19 protein-coding genes are annotated in these 24513 nt (G+C 48.9%); 10 read left to right on the top strand and 9 right to left on the bottom strand.

The genetic code is table 11. The features are described 5' to 3' along the window. Positions 1 to 381: 381 nt before the first annotated feature. Positions 382 to 1137 (bottom strand): MerR family transcriptional regulator, encoded by a 756-nt coding sequence (locus ACGHCT_RS16990; RefSeq protein WP_390436997.1) that lies wholly within the window; start codon positions 1135 to 1137, stop codon positions 382 to 384. Positions 1138 to 1328: 191 nt separating this feature from the next. On the opposite strand from ACGHCT_RS16990, the gene ACGHCT_RS16985 reads away from it, so the two are divergent. From ACGHCT_RS16985 to ACGHCT_RS16975, 3 genes are all read left to right on the top strand, one after another. Continuing rightward, positions 1329 to 2126, top strand: coding sequence for a hypothetical protein (locus ACGHCT_RS16985; RefSeq protein ID WP_390436996.1), 798 nt, complete (start codon positions 1329 to 1331; stop codon positions 2124 to 2126). Positions 2127 to 2204: 78 nt separating this feature from the next. Then, positions 2205 to 3353 carry a hypothetical protein gene (locus ACGHCT_RS16980; RefSeq protein WP_390436995.1) on the top strand — a complete coding sequence of 383 codons (1149 nt, stop codon included), beginning with the start codon at positions 2205 to 2207 and terminating at the stop codon, positions 3351 to 3353. 22 nt (positions 3354 to 3375) lie between these two features. Further along, on the top strand, positions 3376 to 3816 hold the full coding sequence (locus tag ACGHCT_RS16975; protein ID WP_072848668.1) for a DUF6147 family protein: 441 nt from the start codon (positions 3376 to 3378) through the stop codon (positions 3814 to 3816). Between the two features lie 13 nt (positions 3817 to 3829). On the opposite strand, the gene ACGHCT_RS16970 is transcribed toward ACGHCT_RS16975, so the two are convergent. Genes ACGHCT_RS16970 through ACGHCT_RS16960 form a run of 3 tightly spaced genes read right to left on the bottom strand, consistent with a single transcriptional unit; the run spans position 3830 to position 8491 of the window. Next, positions 3830 to 5740 (bottom strand): sensor histidine kinase, encoded by a 1911-nt coding sequence (locus ACGHCT_RS16970; RefSeq protein ID WP_390436994.1) that lies wholly within the window; start codon positions 5738 to 5740, stop codon positions 3830 to 3832. Beyond that, positions 5727 to 7763: a hypothetical protein gene (locus ACGHCT_RS16965; RefSeq protein ID WP_390436993.1), complete on the bottom strand. Its 2037-nt coding sequence runs from the start codon at positions 7761 to 7763 to the stop codon at positions 5727 to 5729. Before ACGHCT_RS16965 ends, ACGHCT_RS16970 begins: the two co-directional genes overlap by 14 nt. Then, positions 7760 to 8491 carry a LytR/AlgR family response regulator transcription factor gene (locus ACGHCT_RS16960; protein WP_390436992.1) on the bottom strand — a complete coding sequence of 244 codons (732 nt, stop codon included), beginning with the start codon at positions 8489 to 8491 and terminating at the stop codon, positions 7760 to 7762. Before ACGHCT_RS16960 ends, ACGHCT_RS16965 begins: the two co-directional genes overlap by 4 nt. Before the next feature lie 285 nt (positions 8492 to 8776). Here ACGHCT_RS16960 and ACGHCT_RS16955 point away from each other — a divergent pair, with 285 nt between their 5' ends. Next, on the top strand, positions 8777 to 8965 hold the full coding sequence (locus ACGHCT_RS16955) for a hypothetical protein (protein WP_072848652.1): 189 nt from the start codon (positions 8777 to 8779) through the stop codon (positions 8963 to 8965). Here the strand turns inward: ACGHCT_RS16955 and ACGHCT_RS16950 are convergent, their stop codons facing one another. Beyond that, positions 8966 to 10249, bottom strand: a complete 1284-nt coding sequence (locus tag ACGHCT_RS16950; RefSeq protein ID WP_390436991.1) for a sensor histidine kinase — start codon at positions 10247 to 10249, stop codon at positions 8966 to 8968. Then, positions 10242 to 10925 (bottom strand): response regulator transcription factor, encoded by a 684-nt coding sequence (locus tag ACGHCT_RS16945; RefSeq protein ID WP_390436990.1) that lies wholly within the window; start codon positions 10923 to 10925, stop codon positions 10242 to 10244. Before ACGHCT_RS16945 ends, ACGHCT_RS16950 begins: the two co-directional genes overlap by 8 nt. 154 nt (positions 10926 to 11079) lie before the next feature. On the opposite strand from ACGHCT_RS16945, the gene ACGHCT_RS16940 reads away from it, so the two are divergent. The 5 genes from ACGHCT_RS16940 to ACGHCT_RS16920 are packed head-to-tail and all read left to right on the top strand — an operon-like array spanning position 11080 to position 17977. Further along, entirely contained in the window at positions 11080 to 13371 is a 2292-nt protein-coding gene (locus ACGHCT_RS16940; RefSeq protein ID WP_390436989.1) for an extracellular solute-binding protein, read from the top strand. A gap of 12 nt (positions 13372 to 13383) precedes the next feature. Beyond that, positions 13384 to 14250 carry a carbohydrate ABC transporter permease gene (locus tag ACGHCT_RS16935; RefSeq protein ID WP_390436988.1) on the top strand — a complete coding sequence of 289 codons (867 nt, stop codon included), beginning with the start codon at positions 13384 to 13386 and terminating at the stop codon, positions 14248 to 14250. Between the two features lie 12 nt (positions 14251 to 14262). Beyond that, positions 14263 to 15102, top strand: a complete 840-nt coding sequence (locus ACGHCT_RS16930) for a carbohydrate ABC transporter permease (protein WP_072848646.1) — start codon at positions 14263 to 14265, stop codon at positions 15100 to 15102. Between the two features lie 2 nt (positions 15103 to 15104). Continuing rightward, the gene (locus ACGHCT_RS16925) at positions 15105 to 16793 is read left to right on the top strand and encodes a hypothetical protein (protein ID WP_072848645.1); all 1689 of its coding nucleotides are present in this window, start codon (positions 15105 to 15107) and stop codon (positions 16791 to 16793) included. After that, entirely contained in the window at positions 16790 to 17977 is a 1188-nt protein-coding gene (locus ACGHCT_RS16920; protein ID WP_390436987.1) for an ABC transporter permease, read from the top strand. Before ACGHCT_RS16925 ends, ACGHCT_RS16920 begins: the two co-directional genes overlap by 4 nt. 161 nt (positions 17978 to 18138) lie before the next feature. Here the strand turns inward: ACGHCT_RS16920 and ACGHCT_RS16915 are convergent, their stop codons facing one another. The 3 genes from ACGHCT_RS16915 to ACGHCT_RS16905 all read right to left on the bottom strand — a co-directional run bounded on the left by ACGHCT_RS16915 (position 18139) and on the right by ACGHCT_RS16905 (position 22200). Beyond that, positions 18139 to 19518, bottom strand: a complete 1380-nt coding sequence (locus ACGHCT_RS16915) for a TrpB-like pyridoxal phosphate-dependent enzyme (RefSeq protein ID WP_390436986.1) — start codon at positions 19516 to 19518, stop codon at positions 18139 to 18141. Between the two features lie 433 nt (positions 19519 to 19951). Next, on the bottom strand, positions 19952 to 20758 hold the full coding sequence (gene proC, locus ACGHCT_RS16910) for a pyrroline-5-carboxylate reductase (protein ID WP_072848642.1): 807 nt from the start codon (positions 20756 to 20758) through the stop codon (positions 19952 to 19954). A gap of 32 nt (positions 20759 to 20790) precedes the next feature. Further along, entirely contained in the window at positions 20791 to 22200 is a 1410-nt protein-coding gene (locus ACGHCT_RS16905) for an amidophosphoribosyltransferase (RefSeq protein WP_072848641.1), read from the bottom strand. Between the two features lie 1577 nt (positions 22201 to 23777). Between ACGHCT_RS16905 and truA the strand changes: the two genes are divergently transcribed. Next, entirely contained in the window at positions 23778 to 24512 is a 735-nt protein-coding gene (gene truA, locus ACGHCT_RS16900; protein WP_072848640.1) for a tRNA pseudouridine(38-40) synthase TruA, read from the top strand. The last annotated feature ends 1 nt before the right edge of the window (position 24513 follow it).

Below are 24513 nucleotides of genomic sequence, written 5' to 3'. Positions count from 1 at the left end.
GACACCTCCGTCGCGAAGAGAGTCTAAGACAAAACCGAAATCCCCGCTGGAGCACCGTTCGTATGGTCAAAGAATGCTTTAGATGCATTCTCTGCCCATTCTCACTTTTTTTCGGCCTGGACTGCCGAAAAAATCTCCAGCGGAAATCCCGGTTTTGCCTAAAACTCTCTAGTCGCTCCAGCGGAATCGTCCGCGGAACTTAAGCCTCTCTCCTGTCTGAACCAGCCCGCCACCTCAACTTTCCGACTTGGAGCACCTTGAGTCGAAGCTCAAGCGATTGCATTAAATCCCAATTTTGAAAAACAATTCTATATTACCCATACCCACGCACAACCTCCGCCATGGCGTTTGGTTTTTCTGTTTGGGATTGAACGGGGCTTTCTAGGCAAATGCAGCCACTGCGTCATGAAGAAACTGGGTACAGCCGCTTACTGTACGGTCGTAGTAAGCAGTGAAACGTGGATCGCTGACATACATGGCGGCCAGCCCTTTATGAGCCTCGGGAGTATAAGAGGGCCAGGTGTAAGAGAGCCATTCTTTGTGAAGGAGCGCTATTTCCCTGCCGGCTGTGCCGTTGGGGGACAGGCTGTTTGATACTGCTTCTTCCAGTTTGGAGAGAATTGTTTCACCGAGCTGCTCCATGGCCCGGTACTGCTCTTCTGTCAGGTTCATGAGTTTGGCATTGCTTGACTCTACGGTGTCTTTTCCGTATTTAGAGCGGATTTCTTCCCCGTACATATCTTCGTTTTTCTGTATCATTTCTCTTTTAAATCCTTCAAATTTTTCTTTATCAGTCATATGATATTCTCCTTTTTCTTTCTGAATTGTTTTTGTCACATTGGTTATTAGGAGATCCAGCTGCTCTCTGCGGTTCACCAGTTCCCTAAGATGAGAAGTGAGAACGGAAACGGAATCAAAGCCCGGGGAGAGAAGAAGCTGCCGGATGGTTTCCAGGGGAACATCCAGTTCCCGGTAAAAGAGGATATGCTGCAGCTTGTCGACTTCCTCTTCTGTGTAGATGCGGTATCCGCTTTCCGTGCAATGATGAGGGGGAAGCAGCCCGATCTCATCATAGTAGCGCAGGGTGCGGGTAGTTATTTGGGCCATCTGGGCCATCTGCCGGATCGTATATTCCATGATTTGCCTCCTGTCAGGTTACTCTGTATACAGTATTGTCTTATGCGCATTTTCTTAAGACAATTGTAGTATACAGGTTAACGCTGCGGCAAGGTCAATAGAAAAAATAAATTTTTGAATGCAACAGAATCTTATAAGATGTACACTGTAATAGATACGAAAGAGTACATAGGAAGAGGAGGCTGCTGTATATGATAGGAAAAATAGCAAAAACAGTTATTATGCTGTTGGCCGCGGGTATGCTGTGTCTTACCGGATGCTCCGGTGACAGGCAAGAGCCAGAGATGCCGGGGCCGGATTCCCAGGAGAATGTATACCAGGGAAAAATTATAGAAAGTAAGGGGGATATACTCCTGCTGTCCGGTGTGAGTGAAATCTCCGCCAGTCTGGTAACTCTGTCCGTGAAGGAGACTCTTGTTACGGATCAGAACGGAAAGAAGACAGAGGCCTCCGGGCTTAAAAACGGAATGGTGATTGATGTAGTAATGGGAGAAGATGCATCCATTGCCGAATCTTATCCGGGACAGATACACGGGCAGAAAGAGATTCGCATAGTGGATCAGGAGAATGATATTACAGGCATGTATCTGGAGGCATTAAAAGAAATTTACCAGATCGATCCTGGTTTGAACAGCGGAGTGAAGATTATGGTATTGGATCTGTCTATGTCTGTCAATATGAGTGAGGCAGAGAAGAGCGCCCTTGCGTATCGGTGGGACAGCTGGCTCAGAAGCCAGTCTCAGGATATGGATGTATATCAAAAGACATATGATGAATTAGTGGAAGAGGGGATGATTGATACGGAGAAGCTTTATTTTCCGGAGGGAATGCTGATAACTATAGAAGACAAAGAGATTAAAGGGGACAGCTTTGTATTTTCAATCTCCAAGTGGTGTTCCGGTTTGGGGGCTGATGGTCTGGATAACTGTAAGGCTGTATTCGAGGACGGTATTGGGACCTATACAAAGGGAACTGCCTGGATCTCCTGAGTGCGGAAAAAAATTCCAATTGGAGCCCGCTGATGGTATAATAAGGACAATACCAGAGGTTGGGGGGAATGCAGACAGATGAAGCCGGAAGATATTTTTTCTGCGGGGAGTGGTTTTCTGCTCTCGGTCCTGGCGGAAAAAGCGAATCGTGCAGTCGATTCAAAAAAAGCGGAAGCCAGGCTGAGGGAGATGGAAGCAAGGATAGACAAAAAACTTGCAGCAGTTACCCAGTCAGACATACGGGAACAAATGCAGAGTTATATACTGGAATATTTTAAATCCCATACGGACTCTTGCCTCTCAGGCAGTCAGGTGAAATTGAAGAATTTTCCTGAGGATTTTCGCAGAAAAAAGGGATGTTATCTAAATAGGGAAAATGCCGGAATTTTGGAAGAATGCCTGGAAGAGATAGAACAGGAATTCAAAAGTCTTTTGGATCCCGGGCACATGATTATGTACCAGGAGATTCAGGATATTAAGCAGATTGTTCAGGAGAGCAATGACAACAGTGAACGAATTTTGAAGCTGCTGAAGCATAAAGAGGGATTGGCCGCCGAGACCGGGGCTGCCGGGGAAAACGAGGGGCCGGTGCCGAAGAATTGTTCTGAGAACGCCATCTGTGAAGCACCGCAAATCCCTGAGAAGCCGCAGACTGTGGAGCAGCAGACGGAGGGGCGGCAGAGGAAGAAACGGAGAAGAAGCAGGATAGGAGCGGTTCTGTGCGCAGCCTGTGTGGCTGTGGGAATTTACGGGGTACTGATAACTGCCGGTACCCCCCGTTGGTTTATATGGGAGAAAAAAGAAGCTGCGGCACGGTCAGCCCAGGAGGAGCTGGCGTATCAGCAGATGGAGGAGATCTATAGGGGATGTCCGGTTAAGATGACTTATGTGCCGGAGGGCACAAAGTTTCTGGAGGCTGATGTGGACAGCTGCATTCAGACTGCGTGTCTCTCCTATTTGTACCAGGGCAGAAGTCTTACTTATAAAGCATTTTCCCAAAAGAGGGAAATGTTGTCTTACACCTTTGTATCAGGAGAAGAAATACAGGAGGAGCATACGGTCGACCTGCAGGCGGCTGAGGCAACGATCTGGAAACTCCAGTCTAAAGACAAAGAAGAAAGCGCCTATGCGGCCCGGATCCTGTATGACAATATCTGTTATTTGGTAGTGGGAACCATGGAACGGGACGAGTTCCAAAAGATTCTTAATGGTCTGGAATTTGCGTAGGATATTTGGAGGGAGACAGAGAATGAAAGGAAAAACAGCAGTCCTGCTGTGCATGGGGGTATTGTTAAGTGCTTCCCTCTGTATGGGGATGCCCCGGTCAGAAATAGAGGCTGCCCAGGAAGAGGAAGGGATGCCCTGGGAAGGCATGGTCCAGTATGGAGACGCAACGATTGCCAAGGATGAGAATGGACAGCTGCTGGCAGGGGGGATGACAACAGCTTCCCAGATCGCGGATGAGATCTCCGTAGAAGTGACAGTAGAAAAAGCAGATGAGAACAGTACGTGGACAGAGGTTTATTCCTGGAAGGCAGGCAGGGCGAATTCGGTGTATCTTTCTTCCAGCAAATCTATTGTTGCAGGGGCTGGATATTACAGAGTCCGGTGTGTCCACAGAGTGAACCAGGATGTACGGGAATCCTGTACAGATGCTGTATGGATAGACAAAGAGGGGGAGGGCAGATAAATGACCTCTCCTTTTATTTCAGAGGTATGAACACAGAGGCTTTAAAAACTTGATCTCCCGGTTCAAATAAAACCAAGCCGCCGTGAGCTTCCACAATGGATCTGACGGAATGTATCCCCAGACCGAACCCTTTTCTTTTAGAGGAAAAGTATCGGCCCTCCCGCTCTGTTATTATCCCGTCAAAGCTATTGTCTATCACAAGGCGAAGCTGCCGTCCTGTGGCTTCTCCCCGGAGATAGACAAAACGTTTCCCTGTGATCTGCCGTTCACAGGCCTCCACTGCATTTTCCAGAAGATTCCCAAGGAGAATGCACAGATCTGTGTCCGGGATATTCAGGGACTCAGGAAGCTGAAGGACGGCGCTGAACTCTGCATGGATACGCAGAGCAACTCCTGCATAATAGGAAAGAATGGCATCAGCCGCAGGATGATTGGAATAGGTTATGACATCCCGGGGTTCTGTATGAGGCTCGTATTCCTCCAGATATCTGCGGATATCCGGCAGCGAAGCTCTGTCTGCCAGTGTCCGCAGTGTGCGCATATGATGGCGCAGATCATGGGAAGCTGTTTTGGCAGCCTCTATCTGCTGCGTCAGCTGCCGGTAATGTTCCTTTTGCATGGAGAGCTGGCGTTCCATCAGACGGTATTCTTCCGCCAGGGTCAGGCTGCGCTTATAGGCCTCTCCCAAATCTCTGCAGAGAGCGCATGCCAGCCCCAGCATAAGCCCGGTACCTCCGATTTCTATAAACCAGCCGCCCCGTATAGGCTCAAAAAGGGGCATCACCCTGTCTGCGAGAAGAGAAACCGCAAAGAACTCTGAAGTGTACAGAAGCAGAAGGGAGAATCTTCTCCGGTTTCGGACTGCTACCCCTGAAACGATCAAAAGGTAGACAGCAGATCCATATTTGAGTACGGCGGACAGCAGAGAGAAAGAGTAAAAGGCAGTAAGCCCCAGGCGAGAGGCGCAGATGCCGGTGAGGAAGGCTGCGACTGTCCCCGCTGCGCAGATAAAGGGCCAGATACCGGCGATTTTTCCTCTTATCTGACACAGGCTGTTCTGCAGCAATACGGCCATGAGCAGCATGGCATAGAAACAGAAAAGCTGCAGGGCGTACCAGGGATTTACATCTGTGGCAAAAAAGCGGTGCAGAAGGGGAAAGGCAGTATATCCAAGATAAAAAATGCACTGCAAAGCATATAGCAGTCCTTTTTTCCAGTGGGCCCTGAAGCCAAGGTACAGAGATAATATAAGACCCAGAAAACCTAAAAGCAGGGCTGCCATACGGATGAGCAGATAGTTTTCCCGGGCATTTATGACGGCATCTGCCAAACCAAAGGCGGGGGGATAGGTGAGCCCGCTGTAGATCCAGGAAAAATCAGATACGGCCAGAAGAAGGTTTACAGTGCCTTCCCCCTGGAAGACCACCGTTTTCTCTTTTATACAGGGGGTATAGGATTCTGGATTGGGATCTCCGGATTGTGCCTTCAATTCCTGGTTTATATAGAAGGCATAGGCAGAAAAGATTTCCGGCAGTTCCAGTGCATACGTGCGCATTCCCTTTGGAAGCTGTATTGTCAGGCGGTATGTGCCGATGCCGTGAGGAGAACGATGAATATTTCCTGCTTCCATGCCTCCGTACTGCCCTACAGAAATATACTGCCGGTAAGTACCGGGCTTTTTATCAGCAAAAGTCTGTGGAGTAAAAAGGACATCCGGATAAAACTCCCATTCGCGAATAAGATATCGCAGGGGAGCTTGTCTGAGGTCCTTTTCCGAAAGGGAAAGGATTCCGCATATAGGCTGTGAGGCTTTTTGGGTATATTTATTGTCTGTCTGATAAAGAAAGGCAAACAACAGCCAGGAAGACAGAAGGATAGCCAGAGGGACTGCACCTGTGAGCAGAATTCTCTTAATTCGTTTCATGCATTCTCCTCCTTCGAACAAGGATAAGTACAGTTACAGCAGCAGCAGTCAGAAGAATGGACAGGCTCCCAGCGACGGGATTCATTGCAGCCGTTCCCGTTTTCTCCGTATCCGTAATAGAGTATTCTCTTAGAGTAAAAATGCCGGTTGTGTATATTTTAGATGAGGCAATTTTGTGTTTTTCACTGTATGTCACTGGTTCCGCTGCCCCTGATCCTGCATGGACAAGGGTCAAATGACTGTGATCTGTCCCTTGGGAGGGGGTGTATGAAAGGGAAACGGATGTTTCGGGCAGTGCTGCAATCTCCTGCCCGTCCGCCGTAACAGACAGCTGAAAAGAAAGCTCGTCTATCTTGCGGAGGTCTATTTCAAGCAGCCCCCTATTGCTAAGAGAAAGGGAGGCCAGAAAAGTAGAGGGAATTTCCACAGATAACCCATTCTTTTCAAAGAGAACAGTGTCCGGATTGATTTCCAGAAGCTGTCTTAATCTGGCACCTGAGACTGCTGTTATGGAGTCTGTGCTTTCTTCCCTGACAGGGGAGCTTTCTTTCTCCTTGGGAGCTATATTTTCTGCAGATGGTGCTTTAGTGTCTACAGGCACAGAGGGTTCCACTCTGTCCGGTGTTTGGGAGGAACTGTATGTTTCCTCGTGAGGGTATATCTCTTGCGGTGAAGTTACCGGAGGGGAAGGGATGGCTGCTTCAGGAACAGCCTGGGAAACAGGAGGCAATTTTTGCTCTGTGCGATCCCCTCCATCGTTGTCTCCGCCTCCGAAAGGATCCGGATCTCCGAAGGTAAAGGGCAGAACATTCGAGATCCCTTCTATAGTGCCCCCTGTTACGGCAAGGCAGAACAGATAGGACTTATCTTCCTTTAAACCGTATACCTGGGCGCCATAACAATCAAGATAGCTTCCGGGCAATTCCAGAATATCATTCCAGGATGCCCCATTGTCATCGGAATAGTACATGTGCATCTCAGCTGCATCTGTTATTTCAGTGAAGAACTGGATTCCTACGGAGTCCATCAGCTGATAAGCTGCCATTAAAAACGGCCAATCCGGATCCACAATATGAACCGGGATATCCAGGGAAGGCAGAGCCGCAGGAAACCATTCGGGTACCTGAGGGACAAGGGAAACCAGATAAGTCCCTGGAAGATTATAATCGACCAGGCTGTCTTCCCAGAGAAAACTGGTCAGATAGGAAATTTCATAAACCCCTTCCTCCTCACAGAGCAGCCGGTATGTTAGTGCAGTCTCATAAACTGTTTCCCTGGAAACGCCCTGAGGAAAGCACAGGCCGCTCTCCTGAATTCTTTCTTCAGAGATTACGGCATGGCGGCTGATCACCTCCGCATCTGGCAGTGAAGGAGTAACAAGGCATTGATCCAGGCGGACAGGTTCCGACGCCTTCAATGCCTGTCCGCCGTCACTGGATATATTGCAGAGGACCAGCTGAAGAGGACGATGAGAATCGATACCCACAGAGCCGTTTCCCTCAGCCTGTACCCTGGCGGCGGTTATTTCTGATTCTAATCCACTTTCAAAGTATACCCCTGTAGAGTTAGGGCCTTCCACAAAAACAGAGGAGAGATCTGAGTACCAAAAACCGTTTTCGCCGATAAAAATAGCTGTGGCAGAATCCCCCCGGGCTGTAATCTCAACATGATTCTCCGTAGAAAGAGAGCCCTCAACTACAAACAGGGGCCGGTCGGCCGCACTGCCTTCAAAGTGTAAGGGGCCCTGAATGTAAAGTTCATAATCTTCCGGAACTAAAATACTAAAGTCACCCATATTAATTTTGGTGGGAGCAGATACCTGAGGCAGAGGAGTCCAAGTATCCCATATTATATCGTCTGTAAGGGAGATGGTGCTGCCCGGATGATTCAGCAGAAGTTCATAAAGCTCCCTGGCAGAAGAACAGTCATACTGCGGGGAAGCTGCCTGGACAGCGGCGGGGAAAAAGCAGAAACAGAGAAGCACGGACAGAAGCCAAATCAGAAATAGTGCCCTGTTTTTCACGAAAACTCCCCCTTTCGAAGTTCCTTCAGGGTGTATTCCAGAAATGCCTTTTTGACGGCACCCCGTCCCCGCTGACGGATAGGCACGTGCTCCTGATTCTTCATAATAAATTCCTCCTGGGGAATGCATTCTACCCAGTCCATATTCACCAGAACATTCCGATTGCAGGAAAGGAACCGCTCATCTTCAGACAGAATCTCCAAAACGGAGGCAATGGAATTGTCAATAACCAGTTGTGTATTCTCAAGGTGTATATGGGTTTTCCGGGCCAGACAGTCCACAAATAAAATATCCTTCAACAGCAGCTTCATATGCAGATGGCCTTTTACGGATACTGTGAGATATCGATTGGCTTTTGTCAGGCGGGAGCATACACGGTCCATGGCTTGGAGGAAAGCAGTTTCTTCCAGAGGCTTTGTCAGATAGTAGACAGCCTGTACCTCATAGCTTTCCACAGCATGCATACGGCTGGCTGAGATAAAAAACAGAGGGCAGGAGCTGTCTGTCCTGCGTACTGCTCTTGCAGTGTCCATGCCGCTGATGCCGTCCATATAAATATCCAGGAAAACTAGATCGTAGCTGCCGGGATGAAATGCCTTCAGAAACTCTTCCCCTGCTGCATAGGTATCATAGGTGTACAGGGTATTCATTTTTCGGAAATATGCATGAAGCATCTGAAGCAGTTCATGCCGTTCCTTTTCATTATCTTCTACAATTGCAATGTGCATGTCCCCATCTCTCCCTTCTTTGAACCTATTTTATCATATCCCATTTTGTTTTACATGTACTTGCCATGATTTTGGGTAGCAAAAATGGATTTTCGGCAGTAATACGGCCTGCTTTACAGTTGGCTAAAATGTCTTTGGGAATAAAACGGCTTTTTTTTGTTCTCCTCATGCTATGATAAACAATATATTCTCATTTTCAGAGTATTCTGTGGGAAACATGTATGGGGCAGTTCTGCAGATTGCCCCGGGCTGTGTTTTGGAAGCGAAAAAGGAGGAGATACGAAAATGGAAGAAAAAGAAAAGATATATATTACGATATCCGGACGGAATTATTATTCCTGGCAGGGCAGTGTTGCATATAATGGGAAGGTTTCAGCGTTTTGCAGTGAACTGGAATTGATAAAGATACTGGAAAGCTATCTCCCCCCTGTCTCTGTAATAATGGAGTTCAGGGGGGAAGAGGAGAATAAGTAATTATAAGATTACGGTAAAGGTGGCCCCGCCTCCCGGGGTATCTGTTATAAAAAGCTTACCCTTGTGAAGCCGAACAATCTCTTTTGCGATGGACAGACCCAGGCCAAAATGTTCCTTACAGGTACGTGCCTGATCCCGGCGGTAGAACCGCTGAAAAATTCGCTTTTTTTCCTCATTGGGGATTCCCGGGCCGTTATCGGCCACGGAGAGGTGAATTTTGCTGCCGGTACGGCAGAGGGAGAGACGGATTTTTCCTCCCGAAGGAGTGTAGCTTATGGCATTATCCATAAGAATAGAGAGAATCTGGGAGACTCTTTCCTCGTCGCAGAGTATCGGAGGAACTTCCTCATCCGGCAGGCTGACGGTAAGCGCCAGGCCCTTCTCTCTGGCCAGAAGTTCATATTTCTCGTATACCGTGAGTACTAAGGTATCTATGGCAGCGGGGGCAAGATGAAGATTCCAGGAATGGCTGTCTGCATTTGCCAGCTGCAGCATCTCATCGATAAGATGGGACATCCTTTTTCCCTCTGTACGTATAATTTCCGTAAAATGCCGGGATTCTTCAGGTGAAACATTCTGAGATGCCGTCAGACAGGAAAGGATGACTGCCAGAGGAGAACGAAGCTCATGGGAGGCAGATGCTATAAAGCTTGCCTGCTGCTGCCTGTTTTCTTCCAGAGGGTGGAGAAGCTTTCCCATAAAGAACCAGAAAAAAATACCCAGGAGAAGGATTGCGGCAGCATCCGCACCGGCAAATTGCCAGCGCTGTGCGGAGAGCTGTTTTTTTTGCGCATCAAGAGACTGGAGAACGATGATGCTTAAGTGGCCGGACTTTTTTGGCAGAAGGATTCCCGACGCGTAATATTCGGTACCTTCGGGAGTCTTCAGCTTAAACTCTCTGTGCCGGGAGAGAAGAACAGAGTTGCCCGGGGCGTTCAGGTCCAGCCCATAGGAGTCTTTGGCCTTTGCAGCTGCCTGTGCAAAGACCTTGCGCTCTTTTGGGCTTCTGCGGAGTTCCTGGTAAAAGAGAGCCTGACCGTTGTCGTAAATGGAGAGCAGAAACTGATGATTTTTCTCCATCTTGGCGATCCACTGAAGTGAGATGGTAGACTGGCTTTCCAGATGGGTAAGCATAGAGCTTAAATTATTGGAAAAGGCAGCCTCCGAGTTTTTTACCTGGTTTGACTGGGAAAAGTAAAGACAGATGCAGGTCATGGCAATGAGTATGATACCCGTGATGCCTGTACAAACAAGAGTAAGTTTAAACTGCAGTTTTTTAAACATCTGATTCCTCCAGACAGTATCCAACTCCGCGAATGGTTTTCAGTGTTAATGCGGCATTCACTGCCTTCAGCCGTCTGCGCACAAAATGGATATAGTTATCCAGATTGCCTTCCTCAACCTCTGCATTCGGTCCCCACACCCGGGTAAGTATGGTGAGCCGGGGCAGAGTCTGGCGGGGGTTTCTTAGAAAGAATTCCAGAAGAGCGCCTTCCCGCTTGGAGAGGAGCACTTGCTTTCCGCCGCGGCCTGTGAGCTGCTGCAGGCTGGGGTTATAGACAATATTGCCCATGGAAATCTCCGAAGACAGCTCCAGTCCTATAGGCCGCCGGCTGATACAGCGGATACGGGCCAGCAATTCCTGAAATTCATAGGGTTTTACTAAATAATCATCTGCTCCGCTGTTTAATCCGGTTATCTTATCATTCAGATCGCCCAAAGCGGTCACCAGAATCACCGGCGTCATTATCTGCTCCTGCCTCATCCGATCCAAAATCGTAAGTCCGTCTAGCGAAGGAAGCATTCGATCCAGCAGCACCAGGTCATGGGCCTGCTGCCGTATCATGTCCAGTCCGTCTTCCCCGTCGTTGCATGTGTCAGACAGAATACCCTCCCGTTTCAGCTGAAACTGCAGGGATTCACATAATTTTTCGTCATCTTCTATGATTAAGATTCTCATAATTCTCACCTCTTATTATTTATAACACCCAAAGTATATCACAGGATTCTTTATTTTATCTCTAAAAATAGAGAAAATTTAGAGACAGCTTTAGAGAAAAAATAGAGACAGGAGTGTTACGATAGAGAAAATCAAAGGTAAGAGGAGGAGTATCATGAATACATATTGGAAAAAAGCCGTCTGTCTGGCGGTTTCTCTGACCCTGGCAGTCTCGGGGCTGGCCGGATGCGGCGGGGGAGAAAAAAAGAGTGAGGAAAAAGGCAGGGACAAGGAGACAGCTATGGGGAGATATCTGGAGACGGAGATGCCGCTGCCTGAGGGAACAGAAAGAATACTGGCGCTTGGAAAGCTGGAGGATGGCAGTCTGGAGCTTTTCGGGGAAAGCGGTGAGGGCGGCAAAAGGGTGCTGTGGCAGTCAAAGGACCAGGGGGAGAGCTGGGAGGAAATCAGCTGCCCGGATATTATGAAGCTGGAAAACAGTGAATATCTGGACCGGGCGGTGATTTCACCCAAGGGAGACCTGGCAGCTCTGGGAGTCGCCAATGGGGAAGAAAAATATGCTCTTTTCTACGGCGTGGCAGGAGAAAGCGGACAAAAAGTCCCGGTGGAACTGCCTGCGGCTGAAGGCGGAAACGAAAATGGGATATCGGATATGAAATTTGCACCGGACGGGAGGATGCTGATACGGGACTATGCGGGAAATGTTCATACCATAGATCCTAGCAGCGGACAAATCCTTCAGACTTATAAGGGATCCGGAGAAAAGATTTGGATGTTTGAGGTATTGGATGACAAGCTTTTGGCCGTAACAGAAACGCAGGTGCAGCTTTTGGATCTGGAATCAGGAGACCCTCTGGACAAGGATGAGGTTCTGGAGGAGCAGATTTTTAACGGCGAAGGCAGTAAGGATAACTCGTCTGCCGGGTTTAATTTTATGGTGTTTTTACAGGGAAAAGAAGAGAATACGTTATTTCTCTGCGGAAGAGATGGGATCTATCGGCATATCGCCGGGGGAACTGTGATAGAACAGGTGGTGAACGGTGAACTGACTTCCCTGGGGAATCCCAGTCTGGGACTATTGCAGATGATAACCCTTAAGGATGGAAGCTTTATGGTTTCCTGTGCCATTGGAATCGACTACCAGCTTCTGAAATATACGTATTCTCCGGATACGCCGGCAATGCCTGAGAAAGAGCTCAAGGTGTATTCTCTGGAGGATAATTCGGATATCCGTCAGGCAATCTCCGTATACCAGAAGGAGCATACGGATGTATACGTGAATCTGGAGGTAGGCATTACCGGAGAGGACGGTGCCACGGTACCAGATGCCCTTCGGACACTGAATACAGATATAATGGCCGGAGAAGGTCCGGATCTTTTATTTTTGGATGGCATGCCTATAACTAGTTATATAGAAAAAGGACTGTTAGCAGACATCAGTGACATTGCAGCAGAGGCAGGCGGAGCGGATGGATTGTTTGAGAAGGTGGCAAATGCATTTGCAAAAGACGGGAAAACCTACGGAATCCCCTTAGGCTTCCGGATTCCACTGTTCCAGGGGGATGAAGAGACAGCCAAGGCGGTCGGTAATTTATCCTCACTGGCAGAAAGAGTGAAGAGTCTGAGGGAGGATAATCCGGAGATAGAATCAATTTTGTCTCCTGCTGATGCCTGGGGCCTTCTGGAAACCTTGTACCGGCTGGACTGTGCAGACTGGCAGAAGGAAGACGGAACCCTGAAAGAGGAAACAGTGACCGAATTTCTGCGCCAGGTAAAGGCAATCTATGATACGGGAATCCCCAGGGAGGAGGATACTTCAAATTCCGGAATCTTTGATTTTGGGGCAGGGGGAACGGGCGGATTTCTGTCCATGCGGATAGATTATATGAGTCTGCTGATGAAAAAGGCTCTGGCCAGTGTGGGCTGGATGGGTTCTGTATCTGAGTATTCCTTAGTCATCTCAGCTCAAAAGGATTTGGAAGGTGGCGTATATAAGAACATTGAGAAGGATGGAAAGAATGTATTTCTTCCTTATCTTACAGCGGGAGTCAGCAGTAAAAGTGAAGACAAAGAGCTGGCGGCAGACTTTTTAAAGGCGCTGTTGCAAGAGGAGATCCAGAGCAGTATCACCGGAGCATTTCCAGTGAACAAAAAAGGCTTTGAGGGTACGCTGAAGAATCCCTATGGGGAGGAGGGCGGAGCTGAACTGGCTGTTTCCGGTGAGGGAAGCGATGATATGTTTACCATGTCTTTGCTTTGGCCCGATGAGGAACAACTGGAGGAATTACGGCAGATGCTGGAAGCGGCCGATACGCCGTCGCTTACTGACGAGACCATATGGAATGTGGTAAAGGAACAGGGAGAAAAATATCTGGAGGGCAGCCAGGAACTGGAAGAAGCAGTGAATAATATTATGCAGAAAGTTAATCTGTATCTGGCTGAATAGAAAGTGAAAGTTATGGCAGGAAAAAAGAAAGTGAGTATGCATGCAAAAAGGGGGCGGACCGGACTGTTGTTTCTGATGCCCAGTCTTTTGGGGGTATTTCTGTTTGTTTTAATTCCTTTTTCGGATGTAATACGGAGATCCTTTTTAGACGCCATGGGAAATCATTTTACCGGTCTGAATAACTACCGGGAACTGCTTGGCAATCCTGCTTTTGGACTGGCAGTGAGAAATACGCTTCGGTTTACTTTGATCTGTATTCCTGCCCTTTTGCTTCTGTCTCTGATGACTTCAGTTTTTTTGCACCGGCAGAAACGTTGGGGTCAGCTGCTCAAAAGTGTGTATCTGGTTCCTATGGCCATTCCGGTAGCCTCTGTTGTACTTTTGTGGAGAGTGCTCTTTCATCAGCAGGGGATTGTAAACGGGATGTTCCAGTGGATGCATCTTCCGGCAAAGGACTGGATGAATTCAGATGCGGCCTTCTGGGTACTGGTCTTTAGCTATCTCTGGAAAAACCTGGGGTATGACATTATACTGTGGACAGCCGGTCTGGGCACAATCCCGGACAGTCTCTATGAGGCGGCTAAGGTAGACGGTGCAGGGGAGTGGATGTGCTTTTTTAAAATTACCCTCCCCAATCTGCTGCCTGCATTTTTCACCATCAGTGTATTGTCTCTTCTGAATTCCTTTAAGGTGTTTCGGGAGGCGTATCTGGTGGCAGGGGATTACCCTAATGAGAGCATGTATCTTCTGCAGCATGTGTTCAACAACTGGTTTCGGGAACTTTCCCTGGACAAAATGGCGGCAGGGGCAGTTATGACTGCCCTGGTAATTATGGCATTGGTTCTGCTGCTGGAGCGGGCTTGGGATAAAAAAGGGTGAGGTGGTAACCGTATGAAACAGAAAATAATACTCTTTTTTCTGGGAATTCTGGCAGCAGCAGCTTGCTATCCAATTATTTTTTTAATCGCAGGATCTCTGATGGGATATCAGGAACTGGGAGCATACCTGGCTCCTGTTCTGGGTGAGGCCAAAGGATTTGCAGGATGGACACTGTTCCCGATGTATCCCACATTGAGAGGGTATGTAGAGCTGCTGCTGGATTCCCCGTCTTTTTTTATTATGTTCTGGAATTCTGCCGCAATCACTGGGGGAATCCTGGTTGGACAGCTTCTCACAGGGGTAACTGCGGCATGGGGGTTTGCCAGATACCAGTTTCCGGGTAAGCGTGTGCTGTTTACGATTTACATAGCTCTGATGATGATGCCGTTTCAGGTTACTATGCTTTCCAGCTATCTGATACTGAACAAACTGGAGCTGCTGAATACCCACTGGGCGCTGATACTGCCAGGGGCATTTTCTACTTTTTCGGTGTTTCTTATGTACCGGTTTTTTACATCCATTCCTGAGGCAGTGATTGAGTCAGCCAGACTTGACGGGGCGGGAGAATGGCAGATCTTTTGGCATATAGGATTGCCTCTGGGTTCCGGGGGGATTGTATCTGCAATGGTTTTGGGATTTCTGGAGTGCTGGAATCTGATTGAGCAGCCGCTGACATTTTTAAAGGACAGATCCCTCTGGCCCCTGTCTTTATATCTTCCGGAAATCAGCCTTCAGGATGCAGCTATGGCTTTTGCGGCATCGGTTATAACACTGGCGCCTGCCCTTTTCGTGTTTCTTGCAGGGCAGGACTATCTGGAACAGGGGATTGTAGCAGCGGCAGTAAAGGAGTAGATATGAGAGAACTATGGAAAAATCACGAGGCTATACGCAGAAAGGCCCTTGCTGCATTTGCCGTTTTTTTGGGAATGATGCTATTTTTCACCGTGGTTTCCCGGGCGGCTGACAGTGTCACAGTTCCTCAGATAGTGACGGAAAAGCCCTCCGGCAGGGCGATTGAGCACAAAATTGAAAAGGAAGGCAAGGTAAGACAAAACCGGGAACAAGCAGTGCTTACAGAGCCGAACCTTACGGTGGACGCCATCTATGTCCAGGAGGGTCAGCAGACAGAAGCGGGGGAGCTTCTAATGCAGCTGAATAGGACAGATATTGAAGAACAGATTCTGACTCTGGAGCAGGAGATTGAAAAGCTGAAGCTGAATAACCAGGATCTGGACAGCAAAAAGAAAGCGGATCAGGAAAAAAAGGCAGCCGGGGAAGAACGGGCCAGAGCGGATTATCAGCGGGCTGTGGAGAAAGGGGAAGATGATGTGGCCAGAGCGGCGGAGGAACTGGCACAGGCCAGAGAAGCCCTTGCTGACTATTACCGGAATGCGGAGGAAGCCCAGGGGGACCCGGGAGTGCTTGAGACATTGGAAAAAAATTGTGGGGACAAAAAAGAACAGGCCCAGACTCTGGAACAGGAAATTACAAAGATAGAGACACAGACAGAGGTGGAGGTTCAAAAAAGAATCGAGGAAGCAAAGGCTGGCAATGGTGGGAGCAATCTTACTTCTCAGGAGGAGAAGAAGATCAGAGATCAGGTAGAAGCAGAATATGCGCCTAAGCTGGAGAAAGCAAGATCAGACGCCAAGGCGGCCCGGGAGGCGGCCCAGGAGGCAGAAGCTGCATGGAATTCCTATGTGCAGGAGATGGACTCTCTTAACCAGCAGGGCTCAAAAGCCCAGGAGCAGCAGCTGCTGGATGCGGTCTCTGCCGCGGAAAAAGCCTACCAGGACGCAGCTTACGCCGCCCAGGAGTCCGCAATTGCTGCCGGCAGGGCAATTGAGGATGCCAATACCGGGGAGGGCAGTGACAGTACATCTAAAATAAATGAACTTGATATAGAGAAAAAGAATATGGATCTGGATAAACTGAAAGCTTTACAAGAACAGGAAGGAAAAATCCTCTCTCCGGTGAAAGGTGTGGTTACTAAAATATCCGTAATGACCGGAGACAAAACCCAGGAAACCGCAGCCCTGACCCTTGCGGATATTAGCTCTGGCTGTAAATTTGTCACGCAGATAGACAGCGAGGAGGCAAAATACCTGAGCAGAGGCGATGCTGTCAGTCTGACACCGGCCAATAACGGAACCGTGATTGAGGACCTGAAGGCGGACAGCATTACCGTAAATCAGGAGAACCCGGCACTCATGGATGTTACGGTTTTGTTACCGCCGGATACTCTCGAAATTGGAGTATCCGCCACTATGACCGCAGTGCAGAAATCATCACCCTACGAAGTCTGTGTCCCGGTGGAGGCGCTTCACCTGTCAGAGGGAAAGTACTATGTGCTGATCCTCCAGGAAAAAGAGTCTGTTCTGGGAAAACAGCTGGTGGCAGAGCGGAAGGATGTGATTGTAAAGGACAAAAATGAGAGATATGCAGCTTTAGAGAACGGAAGCCTTACGCCCAAGCAGGAGGTCATTACACAGTCGGACCGGGAAATCGGAGCAGGCAGCAGAGTACGCCTGCAGGAACCGTGAGAGGGCAGTTGGGAGTGCTGGGAAGGGCCGCAGCGGCCGGCCTTTGTCTTATCTGCTTTTCTCTGGCTCAGACAGAGACCTTTAAGACAGCACTTCCCCATGATACAGAAGAGATTATACTGGAGCAGGGCGCCTGGAGCCGGGAGCAGTGGGAAGAAATGGCCGTAAATGAAGAAGACAGGGAATCTCCGGATACGTTTATCCTGTGGGGAGAAAAGGAAGAGGTACAGATCGTCAGCCGGGACCTGACCCGCACCGCCAGGGTAAGTGCAATTGAGGCCTGCGGTGATTCCCGTCTCCTGCTTCGGGAATCCGTCTCTCTCAATGATGAGGATACAGAGGGCTGTCTGATCTCGGCAGACACTGCCTGGAAATTATTCGGCAGCACAAGGGCAGTGGGGGAAAAAATACAATATGGAGAGCGGACACTGACCATCCGGGGGATTATGAGGCATATGAAAGGCACCTTGTTCGTTCAGGCGGAAAAAGGCGGTGAAGCTATCCTCAATACAGTGACATTAAAGGCCGGGGGGAAGCACGGGTCCCTGGAGGATCCTGCCAGGAGTTTTATGATGAGGTACGGGATCCAGGGAGTCAAGGTGCCGGTAAAGTACTATAACAGCTGGTCTGTCTTTCTGGTCTTTACCCTGCCGCTGTTTATGCTTCTTAGGATGCTGGCAAAGTACTGGAAAACGATAGACAGAGAAGGGAAACGGACAGCAGCAGTATGGAGCATAGCGCTGATGACCGGGATGGGGATTCTGTTCCTCTATGCCTTTGGATTTTCCGTTACCCTGCCAAAGGATATGATCCCAACGAGATGGTCAGATTTTCAATTTTGGCATAGTTTGGGAGAGCAGAAAGGGGAGGAGCTTATCCTCCTCCTCGGAATGAGGAAAAGAAAACCGGAACTTATGATTGCCCAGCCGTTTTTCAACTGTGTAAAATATATGGCTGGTGCCTGGATATGCTATGGGGCTGCATTTGGAAGATGGAGAAGAGTGAGCGGCAAAGCAGCTGTGTCCGGCATACTGCTGGCCTGGATTCTGGTGTTCATCTTGATCCTGCTGAGAAGAGAAGAAGGAAGTCTGCTGATGCAGTCCAGAGGAGTGTGGTTCCTGCTGCCGTTTGAACTCACCGGAAGGTACATAGCCGGAATTCCGAAGAAATGCCAATGGTTATAATTTTTTATATCATAATGATTGGCATGGATGCATATTATATAATATAAAAATGCTAATTATGTCTAATATATCCGAGGAAATTGGGAGTTGCCCTATTTCTAAAAGGGGACGCTGTTCTGGTTAAGAACAACGTCCCCTTTGATGTTAGCACAGTGAACAGACTATTCCTGAATTCCGGGAATCTTTGGCAGTCTTTCAAAGCTGGCCGCCAGCTCTTCGTCGGTGGGAATGTAATCCTGCATGGTTTTATCCATGTAAGACTGGTAAGCAACCATGTCGAAATATCCGGTTCCTGTAAGGCCGAAAAGTATGGTTTTTGCCTCTCCTGATTCCTTGCACTTTAAGGCTTCCTGCACAGCTCCGTAGATAGCATGGGCAGACTCCGGTGCAGGGAGAATGGTCTCCTGCTTTGCAAAGGTTACGGCAGCATCGAAGACTTTCGTTTGTTCCACTGACATAGCTTCCATATAACCGTCATGGTACAGCTTGGAAAGAATCGGAGACATCCCATGGTAACGGAGACCGCCGGCATGGTTGGCGGAGGGAATAAAGTCACATCCCAAAGTGTACATTCTGGCCATAGGAGTTACCTTTCCGGTATCACAGAAGTCATAGGCATAACGTCCTCTGGTGAGAGACGGACAGGAAGCCGGCTCTACCGCTATGATTCTGGGATTCGATTTTCCCGTTAATTTATCCTGCATAAATGGAGCAATCAACCCTCCCAGGTTTGAACCGCCCCCGGCGCATCCTACCACTACATCCGGATATTCATCCAGAATCTCCATGGCAGTTTTGCTTTCCAGACCGATGACAGACTGGTGGAGCAGTACCTGATTCAAGACAGAACCCAGTACATATTTGTAGCCCTCCGTAGAAACTGCCTTTTCCACAGCCTCAGAAATCGCACACCCCAGACTTCCTGTGGTATTTGGATTTGCTTCCAGGATTGCCCGGCCTACATTGGTGGTATTGCTGGGACTGGGGATAATGTCTGCATCAAAGGTATGAATCACGGATTTGCGGAAAGGCTTTTGTTCATAGGAGCACTTTACCATGTACACCGTAAGGGGCAGATGATAAAAGGCACAGGCTTCTGCAAGTGCAGTACCCCACTGTCCGGCGCCGGTCTCTGTGGTGATACCCTTTAACCCCTGTTCCTTGGCATAGTAAGCCTGAGCAATGGCAGAGTTCAGTTTGTGGCTTCCGGAGGTATTATTCCCCTCGAATTTGTAGTAAATTTTGGCTGGTGTATCCAGATACTTTTCCAGGTTGTACGCGCGGATCAGAGGGGAAGGACGGTACATTTTGTAGAAATCCTGGATTTCCTCAGGGATATCCACATAGCGGGTTACGTTATCCATTTCCTGATGAGCCAGCTTTTCACAGAAGACAGGATACAGATCCTCTTCTGTGGCAGGCTTTCCTGTGCCGGGATTAATCATAGGATCCGGAAGCTCCTTCATATCAGCACGCAAGTTATACCATTGTTTTGGCATCTGCTCCTCGGTTAAATATAATCTGTGTGGAATTTTTTTCATAATCAATATTCTCCTTTCTGATGGTTGGTTGCTGTGTATCCCCTGCGAACCCGGAACTGGTCAGCTATGTGTGGCATCTCTCAGAAAGAGGCAGAAAAAAACGGCTTCTGCCCCTTGTTCAGGGACAAAAGCCGTATTACGTACGATCTTCTGCGGTACCACCCGGATTGATGTTATACATCCACTCTGTCATACACTAACATGCATGGTTCCTTGATAACGGGTGAACATCCCGTCGGATATTACTCGGCTGCGCCTTTCCTTCCGACCTCATAAGCCCATTCAATATCTGCTTTCTTATCTCACTCGCACCACCTGAGACTCGCTGGAAACAAAGGAAAGATATCTACTCTTCTTACTCTGCGGTTTCGCTTTGGTTGGTATTATAATATAAAGCATTTGAAAATTTGTCAATATGTTTTTGAAAAAAATATTATTTTTTATTCTTTTTACATTCCACAGCATCCACGGCATCTAAGACTGCAGCGCGAAGTCCACCCCGCTCCAGGGCAGCAACGCCGACGATGGTAGTACCTCCCGGAGAGCATACGGAATCCTTCATTGCTCCAGGGTGTTTTCCTGACATTAGATGAAGCTTTCCCGTTCCCGCTATCATCTGACTGGCCAGGGCGTATGCCATCTGTCTGGAAAGCCCGTGGGTGACACCTGCGTCGCCCAGTGCTTCCAGGAACATACTGGCGAATGCCGGCCCGCAGCCGCTGATGGTGCCGGCAGCACTCACATGGGCAGAATCCAGTACCTGAACCAGACTGATGCGGGATAAAAGCCCTGTGAGCAGAGAAAACTCGTCTTCTGTGAGAGAATGCTGTTCTTCACAGATAAAGATACCCTCTCCCACAGCGACCGGAGTATTGGGGATTGAGCTGATATGATGGGTGCCGGGAAGGAGCTCTTCCAGAGCATCAAAGGGATAGCCATCTGCCACAGACAGGATGATTTTATCCTGGAGCAAGTCGCGTACAGGTTCCATAACTTCTTTTACCATATAGGGCTTAACAGCGATTACGACGATCTGGGACCGGGACACGGTTTCCCTGGCATCTCTGCAGGCGTGCATCCCCTGATCCTGTGTATTTCTGCAGAGCTTATCCCAGTTTTTCGCACAGGCATAAATCTGCTCCGGCTTCAGCACTTCTTTGTAAAGCAGCCCCTGGGCAATCGCCTGAGCCATATTGCCGTATCCCAGGAAACCGATGGTAATATCTTGGTATTCGTTCATAAAAATGACCTCTTTTCTCAAATGTGTATGGTTTATTCTTTGCCGTTAAAACAGTAGGTGCACAAGTTGCAGGGAGGCAGGCCGATGGACGCAATCAGGTCATCCAGACGGTGAAAACGGAGGGTGGTAAAGTTCTGTTCCCTGCGTATAGCCTCAAGCAGAGCCGCATAGCGTTCAGTAGTAGGATCGGCGTAGTCAGCCAGTGCTTCCTCCACATGCTCCCCTTCCCGTTCGCTGATAATCCTGCGGGTGATAAGATCCAGTTCTGATTTGGAACGGGAAAAATTCAGATATTTGCATCCATAGATGAGAGGCGGGCATGCCGGGCGTACATGTACCTCTTTTGCACCGCTGTTGTACAGGAATTCCGTGGTTTCCCGCAGCTGTGTCCCGCGCACAATAGAGTCGTCAATTAACAGAAGTTTTTTTCCTTTAATCAGTGCATGTACAGGGATAAGCTTCATGCGGGCAATCAAATTCCTCTGGGCCTGGTTTTGCGGCATAAAAGAGCGGGGCCATGTAGGGGTATATTTTATAAATGGCCTTGCATACGGAATGCCGGATTCATTGGCATAGCCGATGGCATGTGCCACACCGGAGTCCGGAACTCCGGCCACACTGTCCGGACGAACCAGATTTTCATCTCTCTTGGCAAGCATACTGCCGCAGCGGTAACGCATCTCTTCCACATTAATTCCCTCATACGAGGATGTGGGATACCCATAATATACCCAGAGAAAGGAACAGATCTTTAGTTCATCCCCCGGTGCCTTTAAGGTTGTCACAGCCTCCGGGGTCACAAATGCGATCTCACCCGGTCCCAGCTCTTTATAATGGCTGTAGCCCAGATTAATGTAGGCAAAGTTTTCGAAAGAAACGCAGTAAGCGCCTTCTTTTTCCCCGATTACCAGAGGAGTCCGCCCATAGCGATCCCTGGCGGCATATATCCCCTCAGGGGTTAAAAGCAGAAGTGTCATGGAGCCGTCAACCATCTCCTGTACGTACTGGATTCCCTCTAAGATAGAATCTTTTTGATTCATAAGGGCAGCTACCAATTCAGTTGCATTGATCTGCCCGCCGCTCATTTCCAGGAAATGGGTGTGTCCGTTTGCATAAATCTGCTGTACCAGCTCGTTTAGATTGTTAATCTTACCCACGGTAGTAATTGCAAAACTTCCCAGATGAGACTGTACCAGAAGGGGCTGGGGCTCATAATCAGAGATACATCCAATCCCCAGATTTCCCTGAAGTTCCTCTACATCACGCTCGAACTTGGTGCGGAATGGAGAATTCTCAATGTTGTGAATGGCCCTGCTGAAGCCCTTTGCTCCGTGGACAGCCATTCCTCCTCTTCTTGTACCAAGATGTGAGTGGTAATCAACGCCGTAAAACAGATCCAGCGTACAGTTTTCTTTTGCGGCAACGCCAAAAAAGCCTCCCATGTGTTTATTTCTCCTTTGATTGTAATAGATTAGGTTTGTAGCACAGATATAGATGTAGTTTACCATATATTTACCAAAAACGAAAGGGATTATGAAAATTGGGATTTAGGAGTGTAGCGCTTGGACTTCAGCTTAAAATGATTCAAGTCGGAAAGTGTGAGGTGGCAGGGGGACGGTGAGAGGAATTCTGCGGCGGAGGGCGGACTGGGTTGGACGGGAGGAAGGCTTAAGTTCCGGGGACACCTCCGTCGTGAAGAGAGTCTAAGACAAAACCGGAATCCCCGCCGGAGCACCGCTCGTATGTGCAAAGAATGCTTGATGTGCATTCTCTGCCCATGCTCACTTTTTTTCGGCTTGGACTGCCGAAAAAATCTCCAGCGGGAATCCCGGTTTTGCCTAAGACTCTCTAGTCACTCCAGCGGAATCGTCCGCGGAACTTAAGCCTCCCTCCCGCCCAACCCAGCCCGCCCGCCGCCGTAGGATTCCTCTCACCTGGGTATAGGGAGTTCCAGGGGGGAGATTTATATGAACGGGAATGAAATCTTACACATAGGGTATAGTTGTAAAATATACAGATAGAATAAAATTGGAATTTAATGCAATTACTTGGACTACGGCTCAAGGTGATCTAAGTCGGAAGGTATGAGGCGGCAGGGGGACGGTGAGAGGAATCCCGCGGCAGCGGGCTGGCTGGCCCGGACGGGAGGGAGGCTTAAGTTCCGGGGACACCTCCGTCGCGAAGAGAGTCTAAGACAAAACCGGAATCCCCGCCGGAGCACCGTTCGTATGTGCAAAGAATGCTTGATGTGCATTCTCTGCCCATGCTCACTTTTTTTCGGCCTGGACTGCCGAAAAAATCTCCTGCGTGAATCCCGGTTTTGCCTAAGACTCTCTACTCACTCCTGCGGAACCGTCCGCGGACCTTAAGCCTCCCTCCCGCCCAACCCAGCCCGCCCACCGCCGCGGGATTCCTCTCACCTGGGTATAGGGAGTTCCAGGGGGAGATTTATCAGAAGGGGAATGTCATATTCCACGTAGAATTGACAGATAGAATATAGATGTAATATAGCCAGACAAAGTATATTAAATAATTGAAACGGGTTTAGTTGTTTATCCAAAACATCGAGCCGACAATAGTGCTAAATAAGATGAAAATGTTTAATTCTCGACCTTCCCCACCGTTTTCCGTGAATGTGAAGTAAGTCTCTGCCAGGATATAGGAGGGAGCACCGGGGAGACAGGGCCAGGCCAGGGGGCGGGGGATAGGGACAAGTCAGGGAGGTTAAGCGGAGTGAGCCGAAGATCCAGTCCACCAGCTGTTTAGCGAGGAAGGCTCCCTGACGAGCTTAGCAGCTGGTAGGACTTAGCTGAGGGGAGCGGAGCCTCGAGCTGACTTGTCCCTATCCCCCGCCCCCTGGCCTGGCCCTGTCCCCCCGGTGCTCCCTCCTATATCCGTCCGTCTGCAACGCCTCGCTCGCCGACTGCATAACCCCGAACTTCACATACACAAAACTATAATTTAATTTTAAAGATTTTTATGTTATAATACAAAAAACCACAGATAGGACTCAAATCATATGAATTATAAACTAATTATCCAATACGACGGAACCCGGTATGACGGATGGCAGCGGCAGGGCAACACTGAGAATACGATTCAGGGAAGGATTGAGGAGGTTCTCTCACGGATGGTACAGGCTCCTGTGGAAGTGCAGGGGGCCGGCAGGACAGATGCAGGGGTACATGCACTGGGCCAGGTGGCCAGTGTGTTTCTGGATACGGATGCTTCCGAGGATGAAATCTGCCGGTATCTGAACCAGTATCTGCCCGAGGACATCGGGGTTGCAGAGGTAAGGCAGGCGGCTGACCGTTTTCATGCAAGGCTGAATGCTTCGGGAAAGGTGTACCGTTACCGGATCGGCACTGGGGCGTATAAGAATGTTTTTGAAAGAAAGTACTACTATCCTCTGGGGAAGGAACTGGATGTGGCCGGGATGAGAGCGGCTGCGGCTATTCTGGCAGGGGAACACGATTTCAAAAGCTTCTGTTCAAATAAAAGAATGAAAAAGTCAACGGTGAGGAGACTGCAAAGGATTGACATCCGGGAAAAAGCCGGGGAAATTGAAATTACTTATGAGGGGGATGGATTTTTGTACAATATGGTGCGTATCCTCACGGGTACTCTGATAGAAGTGGGACAGGGGAAACGGAGTCCGGATTCTATGAAAGAGATTCTGGTGGGAAGAAACAGGAAACTTGCAGGCTATACGGCTCCTGCCAGGGGATTAGTTCTGGCGGAAGTGAAATATTAGA

The organism is Lactonifactor longoviformis (genome assembly GCF_042848515.1).
Taxonomy (GTDB): Bacteria; Bacillota; Clostridia; order Lachnospirales; family Lachnospiraceae; genus Lactonifactor; species Lactonifactor longoviformis.
Note: the sequence above shows the minus strand (reverse complement) of the source record. Positions and strands in the feature narration are given on the sequence as shown.

Bases quoted from the DNA above. Each gene is read 5' to 3' on its own strand.
- ACGHCT_RS16990 (WP_390436997.1), bottom strand. From the start codon at position 1,137: ATGGAATATACGATCCGGCAGATGGCCCAGATGGCCCAAATAACTACC.
- ACGHCT_RS16985 (WP_390436996.1), top strand. From the start codon at position 1,329: ATGATAGGAAAAATAGCAAAAACAGTTATTATGCTGTTGGCCGCGGGT.
- ACGHCT_RS16980 (WP_390436995.1), top strand. From the start codon at position 2,205: ATGAAGCCGGAAGATATTTTTTCTGCGGGGAGTGGTTTTCTGCTCTCG.
- ACGHCT_RS16975 (WP_072848668.1), top strand. From the start codon at position 3,376: ATGAAAGGAAAAACAGCAGTCCTGCTGTGCATGGGGGTATTGTTAAGT.
- ACGHCT_RS16970 (WP_390436994.1), bottom strand. From the start codon at position 5,740: ATGAAACGAATTAAGAGAATTCTGCTCACAGGTGCAGTCCCTCTGGCT.
- ACGHCT_RS16960 (WP_390436992.1), bottom strand. From the start codon at position 8,491: ATGCACATTGCAATTGTAGAAGATAATGAAAAGGAACGGCATGAACTG.
- ACGHCT_RS16955 (WP_072848652.1), top strand. From the start codon at position 8,777: ATGGAAGAAAAAGAAAAGATATATATTACGATATCCGGACGGAATTAT.
- ACGHCT_RS16950 (WP_390436991.1), bottom strand. From the start codon at position 10,249: ATGTTTAAAAAACTGCAGTTTAAACTTACTCTTGTTTGTACAGGCATC.
- ACGHCT_RS16945 (WP_390436990.1), bottom strand. From the start codon at position 10,925: ATGAGAATCTTAATCATAGAAGATGACGAAAAATTATGTGAATCCCTG.
- ACGHCT_RS16940 (WP_390436989.1), top strand. From the start codon at position 11,080: ATGAATACATATTGGAAAAAAGCCGTCTGTCTGGCGGTTTCTCTGACC.
- ACGHCT_RS16935 (WP_390436988.1), top strand. From the start codon at position 13,384: ATGGCAGGAAAAAAGAAAGTGAGTATGCATGCAAAAAGGGGGCGGACC.
- ACGHCT_RS16930 (WP_072848646.1), top strand. From the start codon at position 14,263: ATGAAACAGAAAATAATACTCTTTTTTCTGGGAATTCTGGCAGCAGCA.
- ACGHCT_RS16925 (WP_072848645.1), top strand. From the start codon at position 15,105: ATGAGAGAACTATGGAAAAATCACGAGGCTATACGCAGAAAGGCCCTT.
- ACGHCT_RS16915 (WP_390436986.1), bottom strand. From the start codon at position 19,518: ATGAAAAAAATTCCACACAGATTATATTTAACCGAGGAGCAGATGCCA.
- proC (WP_072848642.1), bottom strand. From the start codon at position 20,758: ATGAACGAATACCAAGATATTACCATCGGTTTCCTGGGATACGGCAAT.
- ACGHCT_RS16905 (WP_072848641.1), bottom strand. From the start codon at position 22,200: ATGGGAGGCTTTTTTGGCGTTGCCGCAAAAGAAAACTGTACGCTGGAT.
- truA (WP_072848640.1), top strand. From the start codon at position 23,778: ATGAATTATAAACTAATTATCCAATACGACGGAACCCGGTATGACGGA.